Source organism: Streptomyces monomycini, assembly GCF_022271435.1.
GTDB lineage: Bacteria > Actinomycetota > Actinomycetes > Streptomycetales > Streptomycetaceae > Streptomyces > Streptomyces monomycini.
Map to the genome: position 1 here is coordinate 333,714 of NZ_JAFIQY010000003.1, position 16,436 is coordinate 350,149.

General features: G+C 73.1%; 14 protein-coding genes. 5 read left to right on the plus strand and 9 right to left on the minus strand.

Annotation, left to right across the window (positions count from 1 at the left end; all coding sequences use genetic code 11):
- Positions 1-1,122, minus strand: a complete 1,122-nt coding sequence (locus tag JXZ78_RS05965; RefSeq protein ID WP_030021524.1) for a TIGR03364 family FAD-dependent oxidoreductase — start codon at positions 1,120-1,122, stop codon at positions 1-3.
- 98 nt (positions 1,123-1,220) lie between these two features.
- Here JXZ78_RS05965 and JXZ78_RS05970 point away from each other — a divergent pair, with 98 nt between their 5' ends.
- Positions 1,221-3,032: a DUF2079 domain-containing protein gene (locus tag JXZ78_RS05970; RefSeq protein ID WP_157851635.1), complete on the plus strand. Its 1,812-nt coding sequence runs from the start codon at positions 1,221-1,223 to the stop codon at positions 3,030-3,032.
- 36 nt (positions 3,033-3,068) lie between these two features.
- Here the strand turns inward: JXZ78_RS05970 and JXZ78_RS05975 are convergent, their stop codons facing one another.
- From JXZ78_RS05975 to JXZ78_RS05985, 3 genes are all read right to left on the minus strand, one after another.
- The gene (locus tag JXZ78_RS05975; protein ID WP_030021526.1) at positions 3,069-3,827 is read right to left on the minus strand and encodes a GntR family transcriptional regulator; all 759 of its coding nucleotides are present in this window, start codon (positions 3,825-3,827) and stop codon (positions 3,069-3,071) included.
- Between the two features lie 42 nt (positions 3,828-3,869).
- A complete protein-coding gene (locus JXZ78_RS05980; protein ID WP_030021527.1) occupies positions 3,870-4,283 on the minus strand; it encodes a hypothetical protein in 414 nt (137 codons plus the stop codon).
- Positions 4,284-4,431: 148 nt separating this feature from the next.
- Entirely contained in the window at positions 4,432-5,541 is a 1,110-nt protein-coding gene (locus tag JXZ78_RS05985) for an ROK family transcriptional regulator (protein WP_238782710.1), read from the minus strand.
- A 251-nt stretch (positions 5,542-5,792) separates the two neighbouring features.
- Here JXZ78_RS05985 and JXZ78_RS05990 point away from each other — a divergent pair, with 251 nt between their 5' ends.
- Positions 5,793-6,890, plus strand: coding sequence for a Gfo/Idh/MocA family oxidoreductase (locus JXZ78_RS05990; protein ID WP_030021530.1), 1,098 nt, complete (start codon positions 5,793-5,795; stop codon positions 6,888-6,890).
- Positions 6,887-7,432: a heme-degrading domain-containing protein gene (locus JXZ78_RS05995; RefSeq protein ID WP_238782697.1), complete on the plus strand. Its 546-nt coding sequence runs from the start codon at positions 6,887-6,889 to the stop codon at positions 7,430-7,432. Before JXZ78_RS05990 ends, JXZ78_RS05995 begins: the two co-directional genes overlap by 4 nt.
- A gap of 8 nt (positions 7,433-7,440) precedes the next feature.
- Here JXZ78_RS05995 and JXZ78_RS06000 read toward each other — a convergent pair whose 3' ends face one another.
- From JXZ78_RS06000 to JXZ78_RS06020, 5 genes are all read right to left on the minus strand, one after another.
- A complete protein-coding gene (locus JXZ78_RS06000; protein ID WP_050502659.1) occupies positions 7,441-9,327 on the minus strand; it encodes a choice-of-anchor A family protein in 1,887 nt (628 codons plus the stop codon).
- A gap of 234 nt (positions 9,328-9,561) precedes the next feature.
- Positions 9,562-10,419 (minus strand): fumarylacetoacetate hydrolase family protein, encoded by an 858-nt coding sequence (locus tag JXZ78_RS06005; RefSeq protein WP_030021533.1) that lies wholly within the window; start codon positions 10,417-10,419, stop codon positions 9,562-9,564.
- A gap of 168 nt (positions 10,420-10,587) precedes the next feature.
- Positions 10,588-11,388: a YidC/Oxa1 family membrane protein insertase gene (locus JXZ78_RS06010; protein ID WP_033038399.1), complete on the minus strand. Its 801-nt coding sequence runs from the start codon at positions 11,386-11,388 to the stop codon at positions 10,588-10,590.
- A 98-nt stretch (positions 11,389-11,486) separates the two neighbouring features.
- Entirely contained in the window at positions 11,487-11,792 is a 306-nt protein-coding gene (locus JXZ78_RS06015; protein ID WP_030021535.1) for a DUF6412 domain-containing protein, read from the minus strand.
- Between the two features lie 193 nt (positions 11,793-11,985).
- Positions 11,986-13,041 carry a PucR family transcriptional regulator gene (locus JXZ78_RS06020; RefSeq protein WP_030021536.1) on the minus strand — a complete coding sequence of 352 codons (1,056 nt, stop codon included), beginning with the start codon at positions 13,039-13,041 and terminating at the stop codon, positions 11,986-11,988.
- A gap of 477 nt (positions 13,042-13,518) precedes the next feature.
- On the opposite strand from JXZ78_RS06020, the gene JXZ78_RS06025 reads away from it, so the two are divergent.
- Entirely contained in the window at positions 13,519-14,229 is a 711-nt protein-coding gene (locus JXZ78_RS06025; RefSeq protein ID WP_238782698.1) for a hypothetical protein, read from the plus strand.
- A gap of 556 nt (positions 14,230-14,785) precedes the next feature.
- Positions 14,786-16,324 (plus strand): NADH-ubiquinone oxidoreductase-F iron-sulfur binding region domain-containing protein, encoded by a 1,539-nt coding sequence (locus JXZ78_RS06030; protein WP_030021538.1) that lies wholly within the window; start codon positions 14,786-14,788, stop codon positions 16,322-16,324.
- Positions 16,325-16,436 lie beyond the last annotated feature (112 nt).

Below are 16,436 nucleotides of genomic sequence, written 5' to 3' on the forward strand. Positions count from 1 at the left end.
TCACCACCCGATCTCGTTCGCGGTCTCTTCGGCCAGCGCCGGAGAACAGGTCATCCCCCGCCCACCGGGCCCGGTGACCAGCCAGACGCCGTCGCGCACCCGCTGCCGGTGCACGACGCGCGAGGTGTCCGTGCACTGCGCGTACACCCCTGCCCAACGGCGGCGCACGGTGGGCAGCGGGCGCCCGAGCAGCCCCTCGACCACTGCGGTCAGGTGCTCGTAAGGGTCCTCGACGACGTCGAAGCCGAACGGCGTGTCGTACTCGTGTGTGTCGCCGATGGTCAGTCCGCCGTCCGCGCGCTGCACCATCAGCAGCTGCATCCGATGCTCGGCCGCTACGGCAGCCTGCGGCCGCACCGCCGACCACTCGTCCAATTCGGGCCCGTCATAAGCCGGGTAGTAGCGAAAACTGTCCGCATCCGCCACCGAAGTGGTCAGATCCTCGCCGAGCGGGGCCGTCTGCATCATCTGAAGCCGCACGCGGCGCACCGGCAGGCCGGGCGCCAACTCGCGCACCAGGCCACCGAGCCAGGCACCGGGACAGAGCACGACCGCATCCCCCTCGTGCAGGTCACCGTGGTCATCGCGTACGGCCCGTTCACCGACGACGTCGCGCACCTCGCGGCCGCCCATGTAGGTGTAACGCCCGGACGCCGTCAGCGCCTCGCGCAGCGCGCGCTGGGCGGTACGCGGTTCCACGGCGGCATCGCGCTCACACCACAACGCACCGGCGAACTCGCCCCGCAGGGCAGGGTTCACGGCCCTGGCCTCCTCGGCATCGAGCAGCTTGAACCCCCGGGCCGCGGCATCCGTGCGGCGCATGGCAGCCTCCGCGACGGCCCGCTCCGCCTCGTCCCGTACGACGGTCAGCGAACCGTTCGCCCGGAACCCGAGCCCGGGCACCCGCGCCCCGACCCCCTCCCACAACTCCCGCGCCCGCAGCGCCGTCTCCAGCTCCGCCCCACCGGCCCGCCCGCCGACCCAGACCAGCCCGAAATTCCGCACCGAGGCCCCACGCGCCTCGGCCTCCCGCTCGATGTGCACGACCTCATGACCGCGCCCGACCGCTTCCCAGGCATGCATGGTCCCCAGCACCCCGGCTCCGACAACTATGACTCGCATGCCGGGAACGCTCCCGGGGGCGGGTGACCCGGGGCGGGCCGGGAGACGGCGCCGGGGTGAACGGGGACTCAAGCTTGGCCTAGACCCGTTACCTTATCGTGACTTACCGGTGCGCCGAGCCCGCTCTGCACGGCGTGTTTCCTTCCGCGAGCGAGCCCACGAGAGAAGAATTGTGGGAGGCATTACTTGCCGATCCGAGGAAAACAGGCGTGCCGACAATTCATCACACGAAAGAACCAGAATATGGCCGCCGCACCGGGCCCGCAGCTCCCCCGCCACCTTCACGCACGCCATTCGGCAGATGCGCCGAAAGAGTCGCGGGTTTCCTCTCGGTCCACCGCACCCGCCTGTGGGTCGCCCTCTGCTTCTCCATCTCCTTGGTTCTGGGCCTCCAGCAGTGGAGTGCGGGGAAGCTGGGCGGATTCGATCTCGGGATCTTCGATCAAGCCATCCGGAACTACTCCGGATTCCGATTACCCAGATCGGAACTGAAGAGCACGCACCACGGTTTCCCGGCGGACTTCTCCGTACTGGGAGACCACTTCTCCCCCGTGCTGGCCCTCCTCGCTCCCCTCTACTGGATCTGGGACGACCCGCGTGTACTTCTGATCGCCGAAGCAGCCCTCTTCGCCGCCGGAGTCCCCGTGGTCCGACGTATCGCGGAGAACTGTTTCCAGAGCGCACCGACACCCGTCGTCGCCCGGGCCGCGAATGTCGCCGGTGCGGCGTACGCGCTGGGGTGGCCTTTGATGACGGCGTCCCGCCGCGGTTTCCACGAGGTCGCATTCGCCGTTCCCCTGCTGCTGCTTCTGCTGGAGCGAGGAATGCGCCGGCGCTACGGAGCTGTTCTGGTGTACGCCGGATTGCTGTGCTGCACCAAAGAAGACCTGGGCCTGGTCGTCGGTGTCCACGGCGCGGTACTGGCCTACCGCAGCCGACGCGGCGGCGTGAAGAGCCGGGCAGGCGTCGCGACAGGGGCGACCCTGTTCGTCCTGGGCCCCGCGGCCACCATCGTGACCATCAAGTGGCTGCTTCCGATGATGGGAGGAACGCCGGGGTTCTACTGGAGTTACCACCAACTGGGCCCCGATTTCGGCGCCGCCCTGCTGAGGGCCGTGACGGAACCCTGGGTTCTGTTCGGAGTGGCCACCGCCCCGCCGGTGAAGATCACGCTGATCATGTGGCTGTTCGGCACCTTGCTGTTCCTGCCGCTGGGCTCGGCGACGGTGTGGTGCGCGCTGCCTCTGGTGGCTGAGCGCGTCCTGTCCGAGACGTCGAACCACTGGACCGTGATGTACCACTACGACGCCTTCCTCTGGCCGATCCTGCTCACGGCCGGCGTGGAAGTGTCGGGGCGGCTCTACCGTCGGAGCCGCGCGAGCGGTGACACAGAACGCGGAAGTCGCAGAAGCCGCGGAGCGCGTGGGGCCCTGAGGTGGTGGGGACCGGTCGCCGGCCTTATGACCCTGGTCATCGCTGTCCCCTTCGGTCTGTTCGCGCTTCCCCACCCCGGCTACTGGACACCCGACCCCCGCACTCGCGCCTTGCGCGAAGCCGCCGGAATGATCCCTGACGGGGTTTCCGCGGAGGTGGACAACATCATCGCGCCGCACTTGACCGCCCGTGGCCCCGTGGCGCTGGCGGACACCGTGCCGCGAGGCGCGGATTACGTACTGCTTCAGTTCGGTGTCGTTTCGTTTCCCTTCACGTCCGTTTCCCAGGAGCAGCAGTACTCCGGTTTTCTGCTGAAGCACGGATACCGCCGGGTCTGGGAGCGCGACCAGGTGATGCTGTTGCGCCGCGAAGCCGAGTTCCCGATCACCCCGGAAGTCCCTACCGCCGGGCCCGAAAGCAACCCGGCCCCGGAAGGGACAGCACCGGGAACGGGAATGAGCATCTTCCGCGGCTGAGGCGGACGAGAGGGCCGGACAGGAATCCGGCCGCGGTCAGCCGCCCAAGTGGGTCGTGAACGAGAACCGGTCGCCCCGGTACAGGGACCGCACCCGCTCCAGCGGTACGCCCCGGGTGTCTCGGGAGAGGCGGTGGATCAGGAGCATCGGGAGGGCGCCCGGTGTGCCGATCAGCAGAGCCTCGCGTGGGGTGGCCAGTACGGTTTCCAGGCGTTCGTCCGCGGTGCCGAAGCCGATACCCAGGTGCTCGTGGAGATAGGCGTAGAAGGAGGAGTCGGGTGCGAACTCCGTGTCCAGGCGCGGTACGCGTGCCACGGAGACGTACGTGCTCTCCAGCCCCACCCGTTCCTCGTCCGCGAGCAGTACGCGTTCCAAATGCCATACGGGGTCGCCCACTTGCAGGCTCAGTTCCCCGGCCAGTTTCGTCGGAGCGGGGAAACGGTCCAGGCCGACCAGGTGACGGCCCGGACGCCGGCCCTGTTTCCGTACGCCCTCGGTGTAGCTCGCCAGGGACAGCGGCTGCTCCAGTTTGGGGCCCGCCACGACCGTGCCGCGGCCGAGGCGCCGCAGCCGTCCCTCCAGGTGGAGTTCGCGCAGCGCCAGGCGCAGGGTCTCCCGGGAGACCTCGAAGCGCAGGGCCAGGTCGCGTTCGGTGGGCAGCGCCTCGCCCTCGCCCAGCTCGGCGAGGAGCGCTTCGATCCGGACCTTCGCCGCGTAGTACTTGGGGATGCGTCCGTGCTCGGGGATGCCGGAGCGGATCGGCGCGCCAGGTTCCTGGCCGTTCGGGTAGTCCACCGGCCGATCCTCGCACCCTTCCCGGAGGGGGGACCGACGGGTTCAGCGGCGGCGGAGGCGGCGGGCCGCCGCCACGAGGAGCACACCGGCGGAGAGGAACACCAGGGCGGCGGCTCCGATGCGGGTCACTCCTGGGGAGCCGGTGTCGGCGAGGTGGGGTGAGGGGCCGGGCGCGGGGACGGGAACGGAGGCGGGGGCGGAGACAGGGGCGAGGGCCGGGGGGCCGGTCCGTGGTGCGGGGGCGGGGGCGGCCGCGGGGACGGCGACCGTCACGGCGTGGGCCGGTGGCGTGGCGTGGGCCGGTGGGCTGACGGCCGGGAGGGGCGCGGTCAGGAGGACGGCGGACAGCAGGACCGTCGAAAGGGGGGCGCGCAGCAAGGCCGTCGGGAGGGTGATGCGCAGCGCGGGCGGGGGAAGAGTGGCGCGCGGCAGTGCGCGGGGCGGACGCACGGGCATGACGGACGCTCCTGCTCGATCAGCTCAGGCGACGGGGACCACACCAGGCCGCTCGTATGACCGGTCGGTTCCGGACCCTGCCATGCGGGCCCGCCGCCGGGGCACCGACGCCCCGGTACGGCTCCCCGATCGCCCGAATGCCGCGCGTTCAGCGCAGTCCGGCGGCCGTCGCGGCACCGAACGGTGTGCCCGGCGCGCCGAAGAGCGGGGCCAGGACGAGGTGCGCCGCGCCGTCCGCGACCGCCCGCGCGCCGCCCGCGGCCAGCGCGACGGGGACCGCGGACGTACGGCCGTCGCCGCGCACCCGGGCCTGTTCGGCGAGGGCGTCGGCCACGCCGCGTACGTACGTATCGGGACGCGCCAGTACCGTACGGCCACCGAGCAGGACCCGGTCGATGTCGAGGAGTTCCACGAGGTTGGCCGCGGCGGTGCCCAGGATGCGCGCCGCCTCGGCGGGCTCGCCGCGCGCCGCCCTGTCGAGGCACAGGGCCTCGACGCAGCCGCGCTTGCCGCAGCCGCAGCGCGGCCCGTCCAGTTGCAGCACCTGGTGGCCGAACTCCCCCGCGCCGGTCCTGGCCCCCCGGTACAGCGCGCCGCCGAGCACCAGGCCGGCGCCCAGGCCCGTACCGAGGTGGAGGTAGCCGAACGAGCCCCGGCCGTCCGGTTCGCACTGGGCGAGACCGAGCGCGGCGGCGTTGGTGTCCTTGTCGAGGACGACGGGGAGGCCGAGCCGTTCGGCGAGGGCGGCGCGCAGCGGGAAGCCGTCCCAGTCCGGGAAGCCGGTGACCCGGCGCAGTACTCCGGCCGTGTGGTCCAGCGGTCCCGGGCAGGCGGCGCCGACGCCGAGTACGCGGGACGAGCGGGCCTCGTCCGGCAGCGCCGCGAGCTGTGCGGCGACCGTGTCGAGCACGGCGGGCGCGCCCGCGCCGAAGTCGAGCGGGGCGGTGCGCTCCGCGACGGCGCGGCCCGCGAGGTCGGTGAGGACGGCGGTCAGCTCGTCGCGGTCCAGGTGCAGGCCGATCGCGTACCGGGCCTCGGGCACCAGGCACAGCACCGTACGCGGCTTGCCGCCGGTGGAGGCGCGCCGGCCCGCCTCGGCCGCCAGACCGTCGGCCCGCAGCCGGGCGGTGATCTTGCTGACGGCCTGCGGGGTCAGACCGGTGTGCGCGGCCAGCTCCAGCCTGCTGACGCCCGCCGGTCCCGCCGACCGCAGCAGGCCCAGGACCAGAGCGGTGTTGTGGCCGCGCAGGGCGGGCAGACCGGCTCCGCCGCCGGGCGGCGCGGAGGAGGGGGGAGGAGCCGGGGTGGAGGCCGGAGCGGGGGCCGGGGCAGGGGCCGACGCGGAGGCGGGCGCGGAGGGCGGGGCGGGGGACGGCGCGGAGGGCGGGGCGGCGACACCCGGTGGCGCAGGGGCCGGTGCGGCGACACGTTCCTCGGGGTCGTTGCTGGTCACCCGTCCATTGTCCGCATTGCTTGCACTTTGGCAACAGCGTTGCTTAAGTGGACGGCATGAACGACTCCCCCGGCACACCCCTCCGCGTCGGCCTCATCGGCTACGGCCTGGCCGGCTCGGTCTTCCACGCCCCGCTGATCGCCGCCACCGACGGCCTGGTGCTGGACACCGTCTCCACCGGCAGCCCGGACCGGCAGGGCCAGGCACGCGCCGAACACCCGCAGGTCCGTACGGTCGCCACCCCCGACGAGGTGCTGGCCCGCGCCGGCGAACTGGACCTCGTCGTCATCGCGTCCCCCAACAAGACGCACGTGGCGCTCGCCGAAGCCGCCCTGCACGCCGGGCTGCCCGTCGTCGTCGACAAGCCGCTCGCGGGGACCGCCGCGGAGGCCGACCGGCTGGCCGACCTCGCGGAGGAGCGCGGCCTGCTGCTCTCCGTCTTCCAGAACCGCCGCTGGGACAACGACTTCCGCACGGTGCGCAAGCTGGTCGCCGAGGGCGCGCTCGGCGAGGTGCAGCGCTTCGAGTCGCGCTTCGAACGCTGGCGGCCGAAGCCGAAGGGCGGCTGGCGCGAGTCCGGCGACCCGGCGGAGATCGGCGGGCTGCTGTACGACCTGGGCAGCCACGTCGCCGACCAGGCGCTCGCCCTGTTCGGACCGGTCACCCTGGTCTACGCCGAGTCCGACGTACGCCGCCCGGGCGCGGAGGCCGACGACGACACGTTCCTCGCCCTCACCCACGCGAACGGCGTCCGCTCGCACCTGTGGGTCAGCGCGACCACCGCCCAGCTCGGCCCGCGCTTCCGGGTGCTGGGCAGCCGCGCGGGCTATGTGAAGTACGGCCTGGACCCGCAGGAAGCGGCACTGCGCGAGGGGCGTCGCCCTGGCGACGACCCGGACGGCTGGGGTACGGAGCCGGAGTCGGCGTGGGGCCGGATCGGCGCCGGGGAGTCCCCGCTGACCGGCGGCGGCGACCCCGTACCGACCCTGTCCGGTGACTACCCCGCGTACTACGCCGCCGTCGCGGAAGCACTGCGCACCGGGGGCGAGCCGCCGGTGAGCGCCAGGGAAGCGGCGGCCGCGCTGCGCGTCCTGGAAGCGGCGAAGACATCGGCGGCCGAGGGCCGCTCGATCCGGATCGAGGAGTCGGCATGAGCAGCACGACGCAGGTGAACGGCACAGGTGGCACCGGGGCGCTGAACGGTCTGGACGAGCGGGAAGCGGCCCGCCATCAGGTACGCGAACTGGAGGAACAGGAGCGCCGCCTGGTCCTGGAGCGCTTCGGCAACGAGGACGCCTGGCAGCTCGGCTGCCTGCTGGCGGACCTGGCGCGCGAGCGCGGCGCGGCCGTGACGGTGGACATCCGGCGCGGGGCGCAGCAGCTGTTCCACTGCGCGCTGCCGGGCACGTCGGCCGACAACGACGCGTGGATCGAGCGCAAGCGGCGCGTCGTCGAGCGGTACGCGGAGTCCTCGTACCTCGTCGGCGCCCGTTTCCGCGCCAAGGGCCGGACGTTCGAAGAATCGTCCCGCCTCGACCCGGACCGCTACGCCGCGCACGGCGGCGCCTTCCCCGTACGGCTGCGCGGCACCGGAGTCGTCGGCACGGTCGCGGTCTCCGGCCTCCCCCAGGGCGACGACCACGCGCTGGTGGTCGACGCCCTGGGGCGCTACATCGAGCAGCAGCCGGCGGGCTGACCCGGAGGTCAGCTGCCGGAGCGGCGGCGGCGTGTGCGGATGATCAGTACGAGCACCGCACCGCTGACGACGGCGGCCGCTGCCGCACCGATGAACAGCGGGTCCTGGAAGGTGCTGCTGCCGCTGTGCGCCAGCTGGTCGTCGTCATCCGTCGGTCCCGGGGTGGGTACTGGGCCGGTGGAGGAGGAGTTCGTGGGGGTGGGGGTGGGGGTGAGGGTTGGCGTCGGGGTGGGGGTGGTCGGTGACGGTGGGGTGGTCGGTTCGGTGGGCTCCGGAGACGGCTCGGTGGGCTCCGGGGTGGGGGCGGTCGGTGACGGAGGTGCTGTCGGCTCGGTCGGTTCCGGGGTCGGCTCCGGGGGAGTCGGCGACGGCGGGCGGGTCGGCTCCGTGGGCGACGGGGTCGGTTCGGTCGGGGTGGGCGTCGGGGACGGCGTCGGTTCCGTGGGGGTCGGGGTCGGAGTCGGGTCGGTCGGCGACGGGCTCGGGTCCGTCGGCGTGGGTGACGGCTCGTCGGTCGGCGACGGCGACGGCTCGTCCGTAGGTGACGGGCTCGGCTCGGTCGGCGACGGGCTCGGGTCCGTCGGGCTCGGTGACGGCTCGTCGGTCGGAGACGGCGACGGCTCGTCCGTGGGAGACGGCGACGGTTCGTCCGTAGGTGACGGTGAGGGCTCGTCCGTCGGTGACGGTGAGGGCTCGTCCGTCGGCGACGGCGACGGGTCCGTGGGAGACGGGCTCGGGTCGGTCGGGGACGGAGTTGGGTCGGTCGGAGACGGGCTCGGGTCCGTCGGACTCGGCGACGGCTCCGTCGGTGTCGGCGTGGGCGTCGGCGTCGGCGTCGGGCTCGGTGCGCGGCAGTCCGGCAGATCCCCGTTGAACGGGTAGTTGTGCAGCTCCGCGCCGGACGTCGAGGTGTGCACCAGCGAACCGACCGTGTAGAGGCGGCCGTTCATGCCCGGCACCGAGACCGTCGTCGTACTGCCCTGCTTGCCGACCAGCACGCTCCCCTGGAACTGCGCGCCGCCCTTGAACTCCACCGTGTTCGCGTCCGGGAAGTTCCACAGCAGCCGTTCGCGGATGCCGGGCGGCTGGAGGTCGTGGCCGATGTAGGTGTTGATGGTGCGGGCGTCGCCGACCATGTTGACCAGTACGGTCGCGCCGGCCGGGATGTTCTGGAAGGTGATGCCCTGGGCGCCGCCGTTGCGGCCCACCAGGTCGAAGTCGACGTTGAAGACCTGGAGGGCGGAGGTGCCGTCGCCGGTGAAGACCGTCGAGTAGCCCTGGTTGACGGCGGTGCCGGTCGCGGGCCGCTGCCCGTCGCCGGTCCGGGCGTAGCACTGGCTGCTCGCCGTGAGGTCGGGCACCAGCGCGCGGTACGGATCGGCGGCACCCGGCCGCTGGTCCGACTGGGGGATCACGGTGCCGGTCAGCCTGCCTTCGTACGCGACGACGCCGTGGGTGCTGCCTTCCTCGGCGAGCAGCCGCTGGCCGGGGGCGATGGTGACGTCACCGCCCACGGTCAGGAAGTCGGAGCCGTTGGGCGGGGGCACCCGGGAGCCGACGCCGACGACGCCGACGTTGTAGACGCTGGAGCCGCCGGTCTTGTTCATCTGGAAGCCGCCGAGGGTGACGATCTTGCCTTCGGCCTCGGCGGCCGAGCCGCCGACGCGGAAGTCCCCGCCGACGAAGATGTTGAGGTTCTCGTCCCGTCCGGCCACCGGTCCGTTGTTCGGATCGGCGTACGAGGGCGGGCACTGGCTCCCCCGGCACGGGCCGAGCCCGCCGGGCAGCGGGGCCGCGAAGCCGAACGCCGCGAACAGGCCGAGGAGCACGGCGGCCACGGCTCCCAGGGCGGCGGCCCCCACCACATGGGACCGTTTTGTCTTTTTTGCAGGCATATGGGAACTATGTGCATGGAGGGGCCGGGCGGCGGGACCGTTCGCGCACCCGTACGGCGAGTCCCCCTGTCCAGCCGACAGCCGGTCACCGGGCGCCCCTCCGGGACGAGCCCGCGCGCCCGAGTGCCCGAACACCCGAGCCGCGCGCCCGAGTGGCCGGCCCGCGCACCCGAGCCGCGCACCCGAGGGCCCACCCCGTGCACCCGAGGGCCCGCCCCGGGAGCTGAGCAGCCGTCAGGCCCCCTTCAGCTCCTGCCGCTGCCGCCCCAGACCGTCGATCTCCAGCTCCACCACGTCACCGGCTCGCAGATACGGCTTGGGCTCCGGGCAGCCCATCGCCACGCCCGCCGGGGTGCCGGTATTGACGATGTCGCCCGGATACAGGGTCATGAACCGGCTCACGTAACGGACCACCTCGGCCACCGGAAAGATCTGCTCGGCGGTCGTGCCGTCCTGCCGCAGCGTGCCGTTGACCCACAGCCGTACGCCCAGCGCCTGCGGGTCGGGCACCTCGTCCGCCGTCACCAGCCACGGCCCCAGCGGGTTGAACGTCTCGCAGTTCTTGCCCTTGTCCCACTGGCCGCCACGCTCGATCTGGAACTCCCGTTCGGAGACGTCGTGCGCGATCGTGTACCCGGCGACGGCGGCGCGGGCTTCCTCGTCGGTCTCCAGGTAGCGCGCGGTTCGGCCGATGACGACGGCCAGTTCGGCCTCCCAGTCCGTCTTCACGCTGCCGCGCGGCACCAGCACCGTGTCGTCGGGCCCGACGACCGTGTCCGGCGCCTTCATGAAGACGATCGGCTCGGCCGGCACGGCGGCGCCGGTCTCGCGCGCGTGATCGTGATAGTTCAGCCCGATGCACACGATCTTGCCGATCCGGGCGACCGGCGGCCCGGTGCGCAGACCGGCCGGGTCCAGGCGCGGCAGTACACCGGCGGCGGCCGCCGCCCGTATCCGGGCGAGGGCCGGACTGTCCCCGAGCAGTTCCCCGTCGACATCCGTGACCAGTGACGACAGATCGCGCAGCACGCCTTCCTCGTCGAGCAGCGCCGGGCGTTCCGCCCCCACCGGACCGACACGCAGCAGCTTCATCGGTACGACTCCCGTGGTCGAAGGGTCGGTCCGGGAGGGCTCTCCCGGACCGGCCGATGGGGACGGCCATCGAGCGATTCGGACGATCGTCCAAGAACGGCGTCCGCTCCGCAAGACCCGGTTCACGTACTGGACCGTTACCCGGCGGTACGCATCGGGGACGTCCCGCTACCCGGCCGAACCGGCCTGGGCCACGGCCCCCTCCCCGGCCGTACGGTCCGCGTGGCCGTCCTGGTCGCGCTCCCGGTGCAGCAGCGCCCGCTCGCACGCCGTCCACGCCGTGGTCGTCACCAGGTAGAGCGCGGCCGCCAGCGGCAGCACCGCGATGCTGACCAGCGTCCCGAAGGACAGCAGCGGCATCACCTTCGTCATGGCGCCGAGGCCGGGCACCGTACCGCCGTCGGGTGTGCCCGCCTGCCCGAGGGGCGCGCCCGTCGCCGCGTTCCGCGCCATCGTCGTACGGGCCCGCCGGTAGTTCCAGGTGGCGACGGCGGCGGCCAGCGCGAACAGCGCGAGATAGACCCGCCCGTGCGGTCCGGTCAGGCCGCCTTCCGTGAGGGCCTGCGACCAGTGCCCGCCGAGCGGGGCGCCCAGCAGCGTGTGCGCGAGCAGACCGCTGCCGTCGCTGGTGAACAGGTGGTACATGACGAAGAAGACAGGCAGTTGCAGAAGCGACGGCAGGCAGCCGGCCAGCGGCGAGGAGCCGGTCTCGGCGTAGAGCGCGGCGGTCTCCTCCTGTAGGCGCTGCGGGTCCTTCGCGTACTTGCGGCGCAGCTCGGCCAGGCGCGGGGCGTGCGCGGAACGGGTCTTCTCGCCACGGGCGGCGGCGCGGGCGAGCGGGTGCAGTGCGGCGCGTACGCACAGGGTGAAGAGGATGATCGCGGCGGCGGTCGCCGAAGCTCCGAAGAGCGGTTCGATGAGGTCGGCGGCCTGGGACAGCGCGCTGCCCAGGGTGGCGAAAACGGACATGGGTGAGCCCTCCACGGGGTCTCGTCGTGCCGGAAGAGGATGTCGGCGTGACGAGCCGCGCGGGGCCGGGGCCTTCGCGGAGTGCGAGGTGGAGGCGCCTACGCGGCCGTCGGGAGGGGACGGCCGGGCGCCCTGGGCCGCGGGCGGCCCGCGGCGTCGGGATCGCGTTGCGGCAGGAAGGCCGTACGGCGTTCCCGGTCGCGCATGGCGGTACGGACGCGGCCCGGCGGTTCGGGCCGGGCGAGCGCGGCGGCCAGGAAGGCGCGGCACAGCAGCAGTACGGCGGCGGTGGTCGCGGCGGCGGCGAGCGTCGAGGTCAGGCCGCTCTGGGCGAGCGCGAAACCGGAGAGCAGGAAGAAGAGCGCGCCCATGTACAGCCGCCAGGCTTCGGCGAAGCGCCGCATGTGCTCACTCCTTCCCCGGTTCGTGCGATCCGTGAAGTCCGTGCGGTCCGTGCGGTCCGTGCGGCGGATGGCAGGTCCCGGCTCATCCGGCCGGGTTCCGCACCAGCGTAGCGGCAGGGCGGCCGGGCGGGGCGGCCGGGCAGGGCGGCGGCCCCGGAGGGGAGCCGGGGCCGCCGCGGTCACCGTGCGCCTGTCACAGCCCGTTGACCCGGGCCTCCCTGGCCACGCCCAGCGGCCGGATGCTGGAGGCGACGGCCCGCGCCCGGCGGCCGGCCCGTGAGCGGTAGCGCCGTACGTGGGCCATCAGGCGGCGGCTGCGCAACGCCATCTCCAGTTCGAAGCGGGTCCGCGGATCGCGCAGCGCGGGGCCGAAGAGCTTCTCGATCTGCCGCAGGCGGTAGCGCACGGTCTGCGGGTGCACCTGGAGCACCCGGGCCGCTTCGGGAGCACCGCCGCCCTCCAGCCAGGCGAGCAAGGTGACCTCCAGGCGTTCGCTCTGGCGAGGCGTCAGGTCGTCGAGGGGGCTCAGCCAACGTGCGGAGAGTGCTCTGGCCAGCGATTCGTCCTGGAGGAGGAGCAGTGTGGAGAGGTGGTCGTCGACGAAGGCCGGGCGGGTGTCGGGGCCGCCGCGGCCGGGCGACAGGGCGAGCAGGGCGCGGGCCCAGCGCAGCGAGGAGGCAGTGTCACCCGCCGGTACGGCGTGGCCGACCGCCGCCGCCCGGCCCTTGAGGGCGGCCTCCAGACGGGCGCGGGTCTGCGTCCCGGGGTCGGGGACGAGCAGGCAGGTGTCACCGTCGACGGTGCCGATGAGGGCGTCGCCGAGGGCGGCGGCCAGCTGAGGGGCTTCGGCGGGCGAGGCGAGCGCGACGGCCTGGACGAGCGCCGGTACGGGCCAGCCGGCACAGCGGGCCACTTCGGCGAGGGCGACGTCGGAGACGTCCTTGGCTCCTGAGAGGGCGGCGAACATCTCCCGGCGGGCCGGCGCCATCGGCAGCGGAGTGACGACGAGGTCCTTGGGCCGCCGGGCGCGTTCCGCGTTCTCCTGGTAGCCGAGCGCCACCACCATCGCCTGTTCCACGGCCCGGTGGGTCTCTTCGGCACCCGTTTCCGCGAGCAGTGCCGCAAAGGCGGGAAATCCGCTCCGCAGCTCCTCGCACACCTTCTCGGCGAGCGCCGGGAGTTCCTTTCTCAGCACGCGGGTCCATTCGCCGCGGGGGCGTGACCAGATGCGGTTCAGGAGATCACACATCGCTACCTCGTTCCTGGCGTGATGCGGAGGGGGGTACGGCCCTGCTGCTCGGAAGCACCGCCGTGCGGTGGATCGGTGGATCGGTGGCGCAGTAGATAGATCGGTGGCGCAGTGGATCGGTGGCGCAGTGGATCGGTGTCCGGTGACGCTTCGAGCGGCGGTCGTGCTTGAGGGGGCACCATCCGGAGTTACCCCGCGTAACTTCGATGCCGGTGCAGGAATTTGTCACAGCGCGATAAACCGGAGGACGGTCCGGCGGCGTTCCGTGATGCTGCTGCTCACCCCGGACCACCGCCCTTGGCGCATACCTTTGCGCGTCCCGGCGGAAGACCCCGCATAAACCGCGGTGAATATCCCGGCGCGCGACGTACGCATTTCACCGCGCGGACATCGCCGCGAGGCGCCACCCACGCGCCTCCCCCTTCCCCTTCCCCACGCATCTCCCCCTCCGCCCCCGGCTCCCCTCAAGGAGGCCTGATGTCCGCATCCCGTCTACGGGCCGCCCTGCGCCCCGCCCTGCCCGCCGTCGTACTCCTCTTCCTCGCCGTGGCCACCCAGGCCGGAGCGGCCCGGCGGGCGCTGGACTTCCTGGACTTCGGCGCGGGTGTCCTCGCACTGGTCTCGCTCACCGGCACCGTCCTGTGGGGCCTGGCCGCCACCGACCGGCTGCTGCTGCACTCCGGCCACCGGCTGATCGCGCAGGCCGTGCACCGCGGCACCGGCGTCGCCGGGCTCGGCTTCCTCGCCCTGCACATCGGGGTGAAGATCGCCCGCGACCGGACGAGCGGCACGGCCGCTGTGGTGCCGTTCACCGACGACAGCCACCCCCTACTCATCGGACTCGGCACCCTGGCCGGCTACCTCTACCTAGCGGCGGCGGTGACGGGCGCGGTGCGCGGCGCGTTCACCTCGCGCCGCGGGTCGCGGTGGTGGCGGGTGCTGCACATGGGGGCGTACGTGGCCTGGTGCGCGGCGCTGGTGCACGGGCTGAAGTCGGGGCGCGCTGCTGCCGGTTGGGTGACCACCGGATACATGCTGTGCGTCGCCGGGGTCGCGGTGGTGCTCGTACTGCGGATACGGGCGCCGCGTCGGAACCAGGTCCCGTACAGCCCGCCGCCGGACGCGCATTCCGGCAGGCCCCGGGGCCCGGATCGGGCGGCTCGGCACTCCCGCGGCGTCCGTCCGTGACGTACGGCCATGCGCGGAGAGTGTGGCTATGTGGCCGGTATGGAGGCGGGGGGCGAAGGGCGCGCCTACGGGGCCAGCTTGGGTGGGCCCCCGGTTACCTCAACGTATCGAAGACTGAATGGAGTTCCCTATGACGCTCCTGGCGTCGGCCACCACGATTTCGATGCCTGCCGTTGCGCCCGGTTCGGCCGTTCCCGGGCTGACCGTTCACGGACTGGCCGCACCCGGACTGGCCGCACCCGGGCTGGCCGTCCCCAGTCTGGCCGCGATCGAAGCGCCTCGACTGCTCGCCGGGCTGGTCGGGTCGGTTGGTCTGATCGGATCGCTTGAGCTGGACGGGCCGGCTGGGCTGAACGGAGTGGGCGAGCCCGTTGGTCTGGACGGAATGGGCGGACCCGTTGGTCTGGACGGAATGGCAGTACTGAGCGGAGTGGCGGGTCTGGACGGAATGGCAGAACTGGGCGGAGTGGCGGGGCTGGACGGAATGGCAGAACTGGGCGGAGTGGCGGGACCGGACGGAGTGGGCGGGGAGGGCGGGTCCCTTTGGCTGGACGGAATGACGGGGCTGGGCGGAGTGGACAGGGCGAACGGGCTGGACACGTCGGAGCGGCGCCTGGACCGGGTGGCGCACCTCGCGCGGCACGGCAGTCCGCCCGACCTGTCCGCCGGCGAGCTCGTGGCGCTGGCCGAGGACACCGGGCTGCGCGGCCGTGGCGGTGCGGGCTTTCCGTTCGCGCGGAAGCTGAGTGCCGTCCTGGAGGGGCGGCGGCGTACGGGCGGGCGGGTCGCGGTGGTCGTCAACGGCAGTGAGGGCGAGCCCGGTTGTCTCAAGGACACGGCTCTTCTGCTGTTCGCGCCGCACCTGGTGCTGGACGGCGCGCTGCTGGCCGCGCGGGCGCTCGGCGCCGAGGAGATCGCGATCGGGGTGACCCGCGCGGACGTGGCCCGGTCGGTACGCCAGGCGATCGCCGAACGGGGGCCGCTGTCCACGCCGGTACGCGCCGAACTGCTGGCGGAACGTTTCGTCACGGGCGAGGGCACCGCGCTCACCGACGGCCTCAACCGAGGCCCCGGCCTCCCCTCGGGCCGCAAGGTCCGCTCCAGCGAACGCGGCCTGCACGGCCTGCCCACCCTGCTGTCCAACACCGAGACGTACGCCCAGCTCGCCGTCGCCGCGCGGCTGGGCGCCCTGGACTACCGCGCCACCGGCGACCCCGCCGAACCCGGAACCGTCCTGCTGACCGTGGCCGGCGAACGGGTCGTGGAAGCACCGACCGGAGTGCCACTCGCCCGCGTCCTGGCCCTGTGCGAGCTCCGCCCTGGGCAGGGCGTCCTGATCGGCGGCTACCACGGCACCTGGCTGTCGCCGTCCACCGCCGGTACGGCCCTCCTCAGCCGCGACGACCTGGCCGCGTACGGTGCGGTGCTCGGCGCGGGGGCGGTGCTGCCGCTGCCGGAAGGGACCTGCCCGGCGGGCGAGGTCGTACGGGTCGCGCGCTGGATGGCCGCCGAATCCGCGGGACAGTGCGGACCCTGCGTCCTGGGGCTGCCCTCGCTCGCCGACGCGCTCGGCCAGGCGGTCGGCGGTGGCGGGCAGCGCGCGCTGGACGCCGTACGGGACCGGATGCGGGCTGTGGAACGGCGCGGAGCGTGCAGTCACCCCGACGGCACCGCGCGTTTCGTCGCTTCGGCACTGGCCACCTTCCCCGACGAGTTCGCCGGGCACGCCGGCGGCGCCGGGTGCGGCCGTCCGGTGCTCGGCGCGCTGCCGGTGCCCGGCGAGGAGGCGTACGGCGAGAAGGCGTACGGCGCCGCAAGCGCACCAGCAGCCGGTGGCGGGCGGCACTCCGGTGACCGCACCACCACGATCACCGCCTCCCGGCCCCGCGCGCCCGAACAGCGGCTGCTCGTCGACTGGACGCTCTGCCAGGGCCACGGCCTGTGCGCCGACCTCGTGCCCGGCATGATCCGGCTGGGGCCCGACGGCTACCCGGAGCGGGCCACGATGCCGCTGCCCGCCCGGATGCGCCGACGCGCGCAGCTCGCGGTACGGCGCTGCCCGGCGCTCGCGCTGCGTGTCCAAGACGGCGAATGACCCGTACGGCGGTCGAACACCCGCTGTACGGGCTTCACTTCCGCACGCTTTTCGTCCGCCGATGACAACTTCCGCCCCGCCTGAACACCCGCCCCCCACCCCTCGTACCCCG